Origin of the sequence: Metabacillus dongyingensis, assembly GCF_019933155.2 — a bacterium.
Lineage (GTDB): Bacteria > Bacillota > Bacilli > Bacillales > Bacillaceae > Bacillus_P > Bacillus_P dongyingensis.
Window position 1 is genome coordinate 2,660,275 of the sequence record NZ_CP082944.1, and the last position, 11,102, is coordinate 2,671,376.

15 protein-coding genes are annotated in these 11,102 nt (G+C 37.2%); 7 read left to right on the plus strand and 8 right to left on the minus strand.

Features of this window, described 5'->3' with window-relative positions:
- Positions 1-3 precede the first annotated feature (3 nt).
- A complete protein-coding gene (locus K8L98_RS13190) occupies positions 4-888 on the minus strand; it encodes a carbon-nitrogen hydrolase family protein (protein WP_223435334.1) in 885 nt (294 codons plus the stop codon).
- Between the two features lie 440 nt (positions 889-1,328).
- On the opposite strand from K8L98_RS13190, the gene K8L98_RS13195 reads away from it, so the two are divergent.
- Complete coding sequence (locus K8L98_RS13195) at positions 1,329-1,565, plus strand: ion channel (protein WP_223443408.1); 237 nt, start codon at positions 1,329-1,331, stop codon at positions 1,563-1,565.
- 26 nt (positions 1,566-1,591) lie between these two features.
- Here K8L98_RS13195 and K8L98_RS13200 read toward each other — a convergent pair whose 3' ends face one another.
- On the minus strand, positions 1,592-2,701 hold the full coding sequence (locus tag K8L98_RS13200) for a sensor histidine kinase (RefSeq protein WP_223435336.1): 1,110 nt from the start codon (positions 2,699-2,701) through the stop codon (positions 1,592-1,594).
- Positions 2,702-2,902: 201 nt separating this feature from the next.
- On the opposite strand from K8L98_RS13200, the gene K8L98_RS13205 reads away from it, so the two are divergent.
- Positions 2,903-3,799: an ABC transporter permease subunit gene (locus tag K8L98_RS13205; RefSeq protein ID WP_223435339.1), complete on the plus strand. Its 897-nt coding sequence runs from the start codon at positions 2,903-2,905 to the stop codon at positions 3,797-3,799.
- Positions 3,792-4,694 (plus strand): ABC transporter permease subunit, encoded by a 903-nt coding sequence (locus K8L98_RS13210; RefSeq protein WP_223435340.1) that lies wholly within the window; start codon positions 3,792-3,794, stop codon positions 4,692-4,694. The genes K8L98_RS13205 and K8L98_RS13210 overlap by 8 nt, the downstream gene beginning before the upstream one ends.
- A 555-nt stretch (positions 4,695-5,249) precedes the next feature.
- Here the strand turns inward: K8L98_RS13210 and K8L98_RS13215 are convergent.
- Complete coding sequence (locus tag K8L98_RS13215) at positions 5,250-5,930, minus strand: cyclic nucleotide-binding domain-containing protein (RefSeq protein ID WP_223435341.1); 681 nt, start codon at positions 5,928-5,930, stop codon at positions 5,250-5,252.
- A gap of 92 nt (positions 5,931-6,022) precedes the next feature.
- On the opposite strand from K8L98_RS13215, the gene K8L98_RS13220 reads away from it, so the two are divergent.
- A complete protein-coding gene (locus K8L98_RS13220) occupies positions 6,023-6,445 on the plus strand; it encodes a DMT family transporter (protein ID WP_223435342.1) in 423 nt (140 codons plus the stop codon).
- Positions 6,446-6,458: 13 nt separating this feature from the next.
- Positions 6,459-6,908, plus strand: coding sequence for a DMT family transporter (locus K8L98_RS13225; protein WP_223435343.1), 450 nt, complete (start codon positions 6,459-6,461; stop codon positions 6,906-6,908).
- Positions 6,909-6,922: 14 nt separating this feature from the next.
- Here the strand turns inward: K8L98_RS13225 and K8L98_RS13230 are convergent, their stop codons facing one another.
- Positions 6,923-7,405, minus strand: coding sequence for a CBO0543 family protein (locus tag K8L98_RS13230; protein WP_223435344.1), 483 nt, complete (start codon positions 7,403-7,405; stop codon positions 6,923-6,925).
- 126 nt (positions 7,406-7,531) lie between these two features.
- Between K8L98_RS13230 and K8L98_RS13235 the strand changes: the two genes are divergently transcribed.
- Positions 7,532-7,774 carry a hypothetical protein gene (locus K8L98_RS13235; RefSeq protein ID WP_223435345.1) on the plus strand — a complete coding sequence of 81 codons (243 nt, stop codon included), beginning with the start codon at positions 7,532-7,534 and terminating at the stop codon, positions 7,772-7,774.
- Here K8L98_RS13235 and K8L98_RS13240 read toward each other — a convergent pair.
- The 4 genes from K8L98_RS13240 to K8L98_RS13255 are packed head-to-tail and all read right to left on the minus strand — an operon-like array spanning position 7,771 to position 10,600.
- On the minus strand, positions 7,771-8,262 hold the full coding sequence (locus K8L98_RS13240; RefSeq protein WP_223435346.1) for a DinB family protein: 492 nt from the start codon (positions 8,260-8,262) through the stop codon (positions 7,771-7,773). The two genes, K8L98_RS13235 and K8L98_RS13240, sit on opposite strands and share 4 nt — an antisense overlap.
- On the minus strand, positions 8,262-8,963 hold the full coding sequence (locus K8L98_RS13245) for a Type 1 glutamine amidotransferase-like domain-containing protein (protein WP_223435347.1): 702 nt from the start codon (positions 8,961-8,963) through the stop codon (positions 8,262-8,264). Before K8L98_RS13245 ends, K8L98_RS13240 begins: the two co-directional genes overlap by 1 nt.
- 18 nt (positions 8,964-8,981) lie before the next feature.
- On the minus strand, positions 8,982-9,839 hold the full coding sequence (locus K8L98_RS13250) for a DUF3307 domain-containing protein (protein WP_223435349.1): 858 nt from the start codon (positions 9,837-9,839) through the stop codon (positions 8,982-8,984).
- Positions 9,836-10,600 (minus strand): sigma-70 RNA polymerase sigma factor region 4 domain-containing protein, encoded by a 765-nt coding sequence (locus K8L98_RS13255; protein ID WP_223435350.1) that lies wholly within the window; start codon positions 10,598-10,600, stop codon positions 9,836-9,838. Before K8L98_RS13255 ends, K8L98_RS13250 begins: the two co-directional genes overlap by 4 nt.
- Before the next feature lie 282 nt (positions 10,601-10,882).
- On the opposite strand from K8L98_RS13255, the gene K8L98_RS13260 reads away from it, so the two are divergent.
- Entirely contained in the window at positions 10,883-11,086 is a 204-nt protein-coding gene (locus tag K8L98_RS13260) for a hypothetical protein (RefSeq protein WP_223435351.1), read from the plus strand.
- The last annotated feature ends 16 nt before the right edge of the window (positions 11,087-11,102 follow it).

Sequence of the window (11,102 nt, forward strand, 5' to 3'; positions counted from 1 at the left end):
TCCTTATAGCAGAGTCCGATCCCCCTGCTTTGCTTCCCAATCAGGGTATAAATCTGTGCGGCGATCACGCCATGTTGTAACTGAACCGCTCGCACGGACTTTATAAAGAAGCTCAAGATCAAGATCTGCCGTTACAATCACAGGCTGATTGATTTCACCTTCAGCCGCTATCCCTTTCGGAGGAAAAGGTACATCATTTGGTGTAATAACAGCTGCTTGACCAAAGTTTCCTCTCATAAAGTCAACAGTTGGAAGGGATCCTACAGTACCAGTTGTTACAACATACACTTGATTTTCGATTGCCCGGGCATGACTGGTATAACGAACTCTGTGGAAACCGTGACGATCATCGGTACAGGATGGACAAAAAATAACATCTGCCCCCTTTGCTTTTGCAATACGGACTATTTCGGGGAACTCAATGTCATAACAAGTCAGCATGGCGATTGTTCCTTTTTCTGTTTCAAATACTTCAAGATCGTCCCCTGGCGTCATATTCCACTCATGAACCTCTGTGGGTGTTATGTGAAGTTTTGCCTGTTCAGCCACTCTTCCATCCGGATAAAATAAATGAGCTACATTATAAAGGCGATTTTCTCTTTTAATTACATGCGTCCCGCCAATAATATGCATACCTGTTTTTTGTGCAAGGTTTATAAATAATTCCCGATATTGTTCTGTAAAATCAGGCAGCTCGTTTATTGTTAATGCATTTCCCGATGCATCTCCTATGGACATTAGCTGGGTTGTGAAAAACTCCGGGAATAAAACGAAATCAGAACCGAATTCCTCTGCTGTTTTCATATAATGTTCGACCTGATCTGCAAATTCTTTAAAGGAACGGATGGTGAAAAGATCATATTGTACTGCTGATACTCTAAGTTGCATAATACCCCTCTCTTTCTCTTTCTCTTTTTCTTAATAAAAACATTATTAGATAAATAAGCAAATTTAACAAGTACGCACTTTTGTGTTAAATAGTGAAAAAAGTATACTGTATGAGATTTTTTTGAAAGGAGAAAATAGTAGAAATCCACTATAACGAGGGAACTATGCTGGCAAAACATGATTTTAATAAAAAAAAACTGTATATATACCTTAGTCTAAACGTATTCATGATCACCCTGCTTCTGATAGAAACATTTTTAAAAGTAAATATACCTCATTTCATCCTTTTTATAGCTTTATTAATTATGCTCCTTATTTGTTTGTATTTTCTTTTTGAATTTATTATCACTATCCCTAAAACGGAGGAAAGCCTTCAAAACATCTTTACAGGGTCTGGCTTTCTTCTCTCATTAATTATAACAACTTATGCAAATCTTTATATGCAAATATACCTGATAAAAGGAGAAAAATCCTTTAAGTTCTCGGGAAAAGAGCTTTCAGGTGATGACTTTTTGTACTACAGTATTACGACGTTCACTACAACTGGATTTGGAGATATTACTTCGATTGGGGTAATCTCTAATATGATTGCTGCTTCTGAAATGCTGATTGGATTTATTATCAGTACTTTATTTATGGCGATTATCACATCAAAATTAATAAAGAATTTAAAATAGACCTGGATTCTATTCCAGGTCCTCTTTTATGAGGTAATATGCGGAAGTGATAGGGAGAACCGGGTCGAATGCTCATCAGAATAACATTGAATTGTCCCTTGATGACTTTCAATTATTTTTCTGCAGATGTAAAGACCAATTCCCGTTCCTAATTCTTTTGTAGTGAAAAAAGGTTCAAATATCGTTTGAATTTGCTTCGGCGGAATCATTGGACCATTGTTGCCAATATGTACATATGTCATGTTATCAATTATTTCAAATTCAATCGTAATCGTCCGGTCAGACACTATTTTCTGAAGCGCATCAATGGAATTAAGCAATAGATTTAAAAATACCTGCCTTAATTCATCTTTGCTCGCAATAACCCTTGTTTCTCTTTTGGAGATTTCCTGTACTTTGACGCTGCCATCAAGAAGACTGGGATACATAAATGATAGAACCTCATCTAATAATTCACTGAGGTCAAGCATTTCACGTTTACTCTCTATCGTCTCTTTTTTGGATGCATGGAGAAATTGTGACACCCTAAAATTCAGCTGATCAACCTCATGACTGATGATGTCCAAATACTTCAAATCAGGATGATCATTTTGCATCAGTTTAATGAAGCCTTTTACAGCTGTAAGCGGATTTCTGAATTCATGGACAAAGCTTGATGACATTTGACCCAATATGGTCAGCCTCTCTTTATGGCTTTGATCAATGAATGAAATTTTTTCCTGTAATATTTCTTCTTTAACCTCAGTGTATTTCTTTACAGCAAAATAAGAAAACTGATCAAAAAGTGCATTGATTTCTTCAATATAAGGCTGCAGATCATTTCGCGGAATTCCAGAACTGACAATATAACTAATCACTGCACGTCTTCCAAGATTCACATTATTTATGAAATCACCGATGTTTACATTTGCTTCTACTCTTTCTAGAGCTACCTTACTAGCCAGAATATCAATTTCATCTGAGCTTAACGGCTGCTGAATCGTTTTTTTCACCAATCCATACATCCTCATCCCGTTTTTCTCTACTTCTTCCTGATGAAGATCGTCTTCTGAAATCGTAATATTTTGCCGCCATGCAGCGATAAAAGTAGAAATATTTTCATCTAAAAACCGAATTAACTCATCTGAAGCTGTCATAAGTAAAAGCACCCCTAATTCTTGCAGAAAAATCATATGTATTTCTATTCTTGTTTAGATGAGGAATAATTAATAGGGCTAAAGTTTGGAATATTCCTGCAAAACTATACAATTAACATTCTATCATAATATGAATTATTACGGTATTTCCCTTTTCACTTTTGGTACAATAGAATGTGCGAAAGGATGTGCCTGACATATATGGTAAATATTAGACTGAAACAATTCGTTACCCTATTATTAAAAATAATCCTAATCATTCTGGGCAGCTGCAGCATTGCAGCATTACCTTCTTTAGTCTTCTTGGAAAAAGATGGTTTTCCTGTTGAATTTGGATTTTTCCCAGTATCCTATCTAAATGCAATTGGGCAAATTACTGCTGAGATTCTTACTCCATTTGATTTAACGTTTGTAAGCTATGGAGATAAGCTTGAATTGTTTCCTTTTATTTTCAATGCCTATTTTTATTCCATCAGCATATTATTCCTTTCATTTTTGATTTCACTGACTTCAGCATTTTTATTTTCAGCCTTGTATATACTTGCTTCAGCCCATATGCGAAAAATCGCTCGCGGCATCCTGATGATCTTTGAATCAATACCAGATGTCATTTTGATATTGGCTTTTCAATACGGCGTTATCTCATTTTTCAAAAGCACGGGAATAAAAGTGCTTCAGATTTATGGTTTAGAAGATAAAGTTTACCTATTTCCGATACTATGTCTAAGTTTTGTACCGATCGCCCTGATGATCCGTTCACTTATCAATATTTTAGAAGAGGAACATGCAAAGCTATACGTCCAGTTTGCAAAAGCCAAAGGAGTATCCAATTTACATATTTTCATTAAACATGTTCTGCGAAATGTATTTATTTCTTTGCACCATCACATTTCCTCTATTTACTGGTTTATGCTTTCCAGCTTAGTGGCGGTTGAATTTCTTTTTCAAATGAATGGCATCACTGGATTTTTATTTGGATATATGGAACAGAAAGTAATCGCAATTGGCATTCTGCTTATCCTGATTCCATTCGGGTTACTGCAGTGGATTTTTAAAAAATGGTATTCTTTATTAATGAGAGGTACTCAGCATGAATAAAAAGAAGCTATTATTTGTCTTTTTTCCCTGCATACTTATTGGGCTGCTTCTCCTTATGAGTTTTATTTATGAGTTTGGATTTAAAAGCCAGACAAGTTCTGTGATAATAAAATACGATGAAAATGGCGATATTGCGGGCACAGCTCCTTTTCCTCCATCTCTTAAGCAGCCATTTGGGACTGACAGAAATGGAAATGATTTAGGACTCAGATTATTGGAAGGAGCAAAATACACTATTACTTTCGCTCTTGGCGTTTCGATTCTAAGAACACTGGCTGCTGTGGCTGCGGGATCTGTTTTTGCCTTTTTGCCCAGGTCCATCCAATCATTGGCAAAGTGCTTTTTAATTCCATATCAATACATACCTTCGTTCATTCTGGTTTTTATCTTAATCTGGCCACTGAATATTATTAAAGATGAAATAGGATATACACCTATGATCACCTTCCAATTTTTAGTTATTTTCATCGTTGGAATTTCACCGGTCATGCTGCTGATGTCAGGCGAAATTAAGCAAATCCTTAAAGAACCGTATATTGAAGTTTCCTATCATTTAGGGGCGAACAATAGACATGTTATTTTTAAACACATATTACCCGTTCTGAATAAACGAATTCTGATCATCTTTTTCCAGCAGATGATTCAAACCCTTTTGCTGCTCATTTATTTAGGGATATTTGAAATTTTTATTGGCGGAGATAAACCTGGCGGGGTTTTTGGAGATGACGAACGCTCTCTTTCTCAGTCAGGGGAATGGGCAGGCATGATCGGCCAAAGCAAATTTGATTTGATGACGGCGCCCTGGATTGTATTAGGCCCGGGAATTGCATTTATCATTTTGATTTTACTTTTAAATATCGTTTTAAACTATTTGCTCTATCCTGAGAAAAAGTAAAATGCAGAGGCTGCCCCTGCATTTTTCACACTGAAAAATCTTCTTCATTGCATCCTGCTGCATTCGGAGGAAGAACATGATCTGTACCAGGTATTTTCTGATTAAAGCATACCCGCTTTAAGTCAGCAATGCCACTTTGTTCTCTAAGCAAAACAATCTTTAGTTCAAATCGCAATTGAAGCAGAAGCAGCAATGCTTGATAAAATTACTAAAGAGAACATTGAAATCATGGTTAAATCCATTCATAAGATGATAGGAAAATAGTGATAAGCAGATGAAAGCAGACCCAAAATATTTTTTTGGGTCTTTACTATTTATTAATATCCCCTGCAGGTTTTGTTGAAAGTTAAATAAGCTTCGCTTTTGTAATCGCTTTACAAACTTTTCAATTTATAAGCCTGACTTTATAAATTAGTCTAATATTGAAACCCCGTTTTCCGTGCCGATTTAAAATAGGCAAAATAAAGAAGCTCACTTAACTGAAGTCCTCAGAAAATGTCAGCCCGCATCATTCGAAACATTTACTGGATGTCAATTCATTCTTTCTTTTCTTGCCTACCTATAAATATCCCCTGCAAGCTTTCGCAATTCACTCTCATTCATCACTTCATAAGCATTCTCTCTTTTGAGGATTGTACCTCTTTTACAAAGCATATCCAGAGTCCGCAGAAGATGACGATAGCTTGTGCCGAGCATTTCAGAGAGGTACGTCAGATTTTCTTTAAATAGGATGCTCTCCTTTTTCACACCAGTAGCTAAAATATAGCTTGAAAGTCTATGTTCAAGCGGATAATACAAATTGATGGAGCTATTTTTTGAAAGCCTGTTCAGCTTGTCGGATAGAGAATATCCCATAAAGGTTAAAAAAACAGGATCCCGAAGCAATTTTTCTCTTACTTGCGGCAAATAAATGCCAATACAATATGTATCGTCAATAGCCTGAACACTTGATGCTGCTCCCCGCACTTGGAATAGTTCTACATCTCCCAGCACTTTAAATCCCTCATAAAATGAGAGCAGCAGTGATTTCCCGTTGCTTAATGTCGTGTAAACCTTTGCACGTCCATCTACAAAAAAATAGAGATAATCCATTTCTGCTCCTTCCCGGCATAAATATTCATTTTTTGAAAAGACGTACAGTTCCATCCATGCTTTCATATCCTCGGAAAAATAGCCGGCTATTTTGTTCACCGCTATATACTCTTCAAACAATTTCTGATTTTGTAATTTTTTCATAAAAAACCTCGCGCAATGTGACATATGTCATCATTATATCTCTTTTATATATGGATAATGAAACAAGACATCTATAAAAGGAGTGAATATTTTTGTACAACCTGATTTCTGCTGCTGTTGGCGCTTTTATTGCCATTATGATTGTATTGAACGGAGAACTCTCAAATGGCATAGGAAATTACACCTCTAGCGTTGCCATTCATCTCGTCGGTCTTCTTGCTATTTGCGCCGTTTTCTTATTTATAAAAAAACCTATTCATTTCCAAAAAGGACTGCCGCTTTATTTGTACAGCGCTGGCGCCATTGGAGTGCTTACCGTCCTTTTTTCAAATATCAGCTTCATGTCACTTGGGGTATCTGTCACGATAGCCCTTGGATTGTTAGGGCAGTCCCTGGCTGCCATTATCATCGATCACTACGGGCTGCTGGGTATGAAAACCGTAAAATTCAACAAAACAAAATGCATAGGTCTGGCATTTATTCTGCTGGGCAGTGCTGTTATGACATTTTATTAAGGAGGTATTTACAATGATCTACTTGATTATTTCTATTTTAGCAGGAGTTTCAATTGTTATCGCAAGAATCATCAATTCCAACCTTGCAGACAAAATTGGTTTACTTGAAGGTACGCTCATCAATTTTGTGACAGGCCTGATGTTATCCTTGGTTTTTCTTTTATTCAGCAGCGAGGCAGTTTCCTTTTCGACCTTAGACTTTACACAAGTTCCAAGCTGGGCTTACTTAGGCGGTGCAGCAGGAGTCATAGTCATCTTTCTTTCAAGCTATCTCACGCCGAAAGTATCTGCATTTTATTTAACTCTTTTTATTTTCATAGGTCAGTTATTTACGGGGATTGTCATTGACTACTTTACACTTGGTGAATTGTCTCAAGGGAAAATACTTGGAGGATTGCTTGTATTATTTGGTCTAGTCTTTAATTTGAGAATTGACCGAAAACAAGAAATGAGATCTGCTTAAGGTCCCATTTCCTATTAATAGTCCTGATATGTATCTGCATTTTTATCTGTCCTTTTCACAACTGCAGCAAGTCCTCTTATCGTTAAAAGCGTAAAGCTGATACTTGCAAAGGTATGAAAGACAGACCACTTCTTCCATTTAAATAAACGGGTCGTTTTTTCCATATACCACTGAGCAATGGACATCGGCACACTCCAGGTTAAGCTTTTCAACAGGATCCCCGGTAATTTATCTTTGTAAGATTGACGGACCCAAATGACACTTAATAACGGAAAAAACACCAAATCAAAAAGAATATTTGTATTGAAAATTTTTGAAAATGGCCTAACAGGATACTTGACTCTTTTAGTATTGACAACATAAGCATCAATAAGGGTAGACAATATACCTTTGGAAAAGAAGACAATAAGCATTTCCTTTACATTTGGCTTCCGTATTACAAAAGGGAACAATACTGCACATAGTGCAAACAGCCCTTTGATCATCGTTTTTTCCATCTTCAACATCCTTATCATTTTTTTGATAGTATCTGCTCTTATCAATAAAAATAATACGGAATTTTGCAGGAACTTAGCCGATAAGCCTGCATATGCTAATGATGATCATCTTGAGGAGGTTTTAAATTGTATCATTACATGCCATATCCATACGCACGCTATCCTAAGCCAGTCATGCAAAAACTAAAATCATCCACATTAAATGCTGTTCACCCATTTGTACAGCATGGTTTAAAAGAAGCACATTTCACGTCGTACCAGCATGCTCTAATGGAAGTAGCCGCCATGTCCTATCTGCTCGGAAAAGGATATGATTACAATGCTGCCTATCAATTAGTAGAAGCTTGGGAAGTGAATGAGTCTTTTTAAAAAGCTGGATATCCAGCTTTTTTTTCTGGAATGAACCCTCTGCCAATAAAACTTGCTCCAACAGGTTCTCTCCCCATGTCTCTTGCCCAGACGGACAGCTGTCCTGCGTGATGAATTTCATGGGCAATGACATGGCGGATGATTTCCCCTTTTTTATAGGTGCCGTCCATCCAAGGCGGAGTTACATTTTCATTTTCCCATGCAATGTTCCAATTTTGCAGATACGTGATCATTTCTGACTGCAGTTCTCCCGATAATCGGATAATCTTTTCAAGTGAGTGGTATTCCCTGATCGTAAAATCGATGATCTTTTCACCCTTAAGCACATTGATCCAGCTGTATTCCACATCAATGATATGGAGCAGAGTTTCAATTATGGAGCCGACTCCTCCTGACCGTTTTTGCTGCAATTCTTCGTCAGTCAGATTTTTGCACCATTCAAACCACTCTTCTCTTACACGCCAATTGTATTGAAAAAACAGCTGCATTACTGATCACCCAAGTATAAGGGGAATTTTTCTTCTTCGTGTATGGAATCTTCTGATTTTTTGACAAAAAAAGTTCTGGCATTCTGTCTTGAGCTGACAATTTTATAAAGTTTTTCATCTATAAAGTGAATCCCAGCACCATCATCAAGGCCGTATCCTGCTTTCATTTTACCGGATAAAATGTGTTCCTGATATGCAGGTCTGCGTTTCTCCTCCCCATCATAATGAGGGCAGCAGCTGCCATGCAGGAAGCCAAGTCCGTTTAATTTATACAGCGGAGCGTTCATGGGATCTGTAAGCCCCTCTTCAAACCAGCAAATAGCTCCCGCACTCAAACCTGCAAGTATGGTCCCGTTCTCATAAGCCTTTCTAATAATCAAATCCAACCCCCACTCTTTCCATAAAACAAGCAAGTTTCTCGTACTTCCGCCTCCAACATAAAGAATATCCTGCGACATGACAAAATCCTCCAAATCATAAAAATGAGGATCAAACAAAGCTAGATGATCAGGAACACATGAATGGGAATGAAAGGCATCATAAAACTTTTCTATATATTGATTCTGATCCCCGCTTGCAGTCGGTACAAAACAAACTTTCGGAAGATCCTTCATACTTTGCTTTAATATGTATTGATCAAGCAGCGGATTTTCAGGCTCCATTGAAAATCCTCCGCCCCCCATCGCAATAATCTGCCTCACTGACAACATCTCCTTCTTTTAAATTAAAACTTCCCTCAGCAGCAAGCCAAAGAAAATGCCAAGAAACATGGATGTTAATGTCCCAAGAAGAAAATACTCAGCCCAATTCCGGTCGTCCATCTGTTTAAATCGCGCAATTGACTTAGCCGTCACAATGAATGCAATCGCAGGATAAGCACTATAAAAAGTTAAAATGATGACAAGCAGCCTCTCGATGTATCCGATCAGCTTTCCCCGTGATAGATCATGCTTATTAAAAGTATAATAAGTGTACTCTTCTACAAGTCCGCCGGCTGAATTCATCTGCTCCTCTTTCCGCTCATTCTTAAAAGAATACCTGCCCTCAAACGAAAGCAGCTGATCAGGCAGCGTCCCGAGCAAAATCCGGATTATATGCCCGCTTACACTTGTCACTAAAATCACAATAATGATAATAAAAAGGACGGAATTCAGTATACTTAAAGAAGAATTCTCTGTTAAGAGCTCAATTCCTTTTTCCAGCAGTCCAGAAAAAGTTACCTTAAAAAACAAATGAGAAGCAGTGATAATCATTGCCAGATGGATGATCTGATCTGCAATAAAATAGAAAAGCTTTTTCATGTTTTGCTTGCCGACTGTTTTGTCCAGCAGCTTTATTTTTAGAAAATCGATCAGAAAATGAGTGCCTAATAAAAACAAAATCGGCAAAACGACATATTTCAGTGGCTTTGCAAAATCAAAGGACAACCCCCAGAACAAAAGCGTTGCCGGTAAAAGGACAATAAAGTGATGCAGCATATGCTTTTTCAAATTCTTCAGCTTTTCTCTCACCATCTCATCCGATTGGAGAAAAAAATCAGCAATTAAATGAGCCAGAATGAGACTTAATAAAATCATAGGTTCCCCTTTCCTTCCTCTTTTGAATACCATTCGCTGATGTGCTGCTGTAAATAAGTGCGGATGGACTGCTGCAATTTTGGCAGAGCTGGATGTGAATCAGGGAATTCTTTTTGCTGAAGCGAGTTCAAAACAATGTTCAAATTAATGAAAATCATTCTTAATTCTTCCCCGCTCCCTTTCTTAAAGTGACTTGATATCGTGGATGGGGATTTGCCTAAAATCTTTGCCACTTTTCTCTGCTGATTAAAAATCTCAAATAAGGAAAACACCATCTTCTGCAGATCTGTTTGTTCATTCACAAGCTTTTGATGCATCATCAGCAGGGAATTCATCAATAGCTGAACTTCAGCCCGGTTTTCTTTTATATAAAACTTGAACTGAGATCTTTCATCTCCCTCTTTTTTCAGAGATTCATTGGCTTCCCTCGCAAGCTTGATCATGGGATGAATCCACGTTTCGATATCAATCTCTTTTAATTCTCTACTGATGTCTCCAAAGGTAACTCCGAAATATGGAGGATTGTCTGGCAGGTTCCATATGACGCTGATGAAATGGGCAATTTCATATGCAGTTGAATACCCATTTGCAATCAAGATGATTTCATCTCCCCTGCGGTGTTTCACAATCACTTCATCATTTGTCCAAGTCTTAATCCATTTTACCATTTTTTCTAAATAGGCTGATAATTCTTCTCCCATTCCCTCTGCTGAGGAATTTTGGATGTCCATGATGAAAATTGAGGCTGGGTGTTGGGGCATTTCATGAAACCTCCTAGAAATTCGATTATATTATCAAATATATCAATAATTCGATTATATAGTCAAACTTTTACAATGTGCTGCTATTTAGACGAATAATCATTATTTTCTTTAAATATGTGAAAATAGTACTGTTTGTCGAAAAATAAAACTACCAATGTACGTTAATAAGAACTATAATTTATTTTATAAAGAACAAAAATCTTATTTGCTATTCTGAAACATTTTATATACAACCTTTTTGTTCTTTATAAAGAATTAAATTAAGAAATGAGGCCTACTATGAAGAATGAATATGATGGAAATGTATCACGTCCTATGGTTTTAAGTCACCAGCCGGTTCGGTTTGAGACAGCTCAGAGCTGGAATAAAGGCCATGGTAATGTGGATCACCCTGGTAAAGGGAACGGCGGAATTCATTATCCTAATCCGCCATATACCGGTCCCCGCCATGATAATGGAGGAGGAAAGGGAAAAGGAAATTAATATCAACAATAAAGAA

Coding starts and splice junctions, on each gene's coding strand:
- K8L98_RS13205 (WP_223435339.1), top strand. CDS start 2,903: ATGGTAAATATTAGACTGAAACAATTCGTTACCCTATTATTAAAAATA.
- K8L98_RS13215 (WP_223435341.1), bottom strand. CDS start 5,930: ATGAAAAAATTACAAAATCAGAAATTGTTTGAAGAGTATATAGCGGTG.
- K8L98_RS13260 (WP_223435351.1), top strand. CDS start 10,883: ATGAAGAATGAATATGATGGAAATGTATCACGTCCTATGGTTTTAAGT.
- K8L98_RS13230 (WP_223435344.1), bottom strand. CDS start 7,405: ATGGAAAAAACGATGATCAAAGGGCTGTTTGCACTATGTGCAGTATTG.
- K8L98_RS13190 (WP_223435334.1), bottom strand. CDS start 888: ATGCAACTTAGAGTATCAGCAGTACAATATGATCTTTTCACCATCCGT.
- K8L98_RS13255 (WP_223435350.1), bottom strand. CDS start 10,600: ATGCCCCAACACCCAGCCTCAATTTTCATCATGGACATCCAAAATTCC.
- K8L98_RS13210 (WP_223435340.1), top strand. CDS start 3,792: ATGAATAAAAAGAAGCTATTATTTGTCTTTTTTCCCTGCATACTTATT.
- K8L98_RS13225 (WP_223435343.1), top strand. CDS start 6,459: ATGATCTACTTGATTATTTCTATTTTAGCAGGAGTTTCAATTGTTATC.
- K8L98_RS13240 (WP_223435346.1), bottom strand. CDS start 8,262: ATGCAGCTGTTTTTTCAATACAATTGGCGTGTAAGAGAAGAGTGGTTT.
- K8L98_RS13200 (WP_223435336.1), bottom strand. CDS start 2,701: ATGACAGCTTCAGATGAGTTAATTCGGTTTTTAGATGAAAATATTTCT.
- K8L98_RS13250 (WP_223435349.1), bottom strand. CDS start 9,839: ATGATTTTATTAAGTCTCATTCTGGCTCATTTAATTGCTGATTTTTTT.
- K8L98_RS13195 (WP_223443408.1), top strand. CDS start 1,329: ATGCAAATATACCTGATAAAAGGAGAAAAATCCTTTAAGTTCTCGGGA.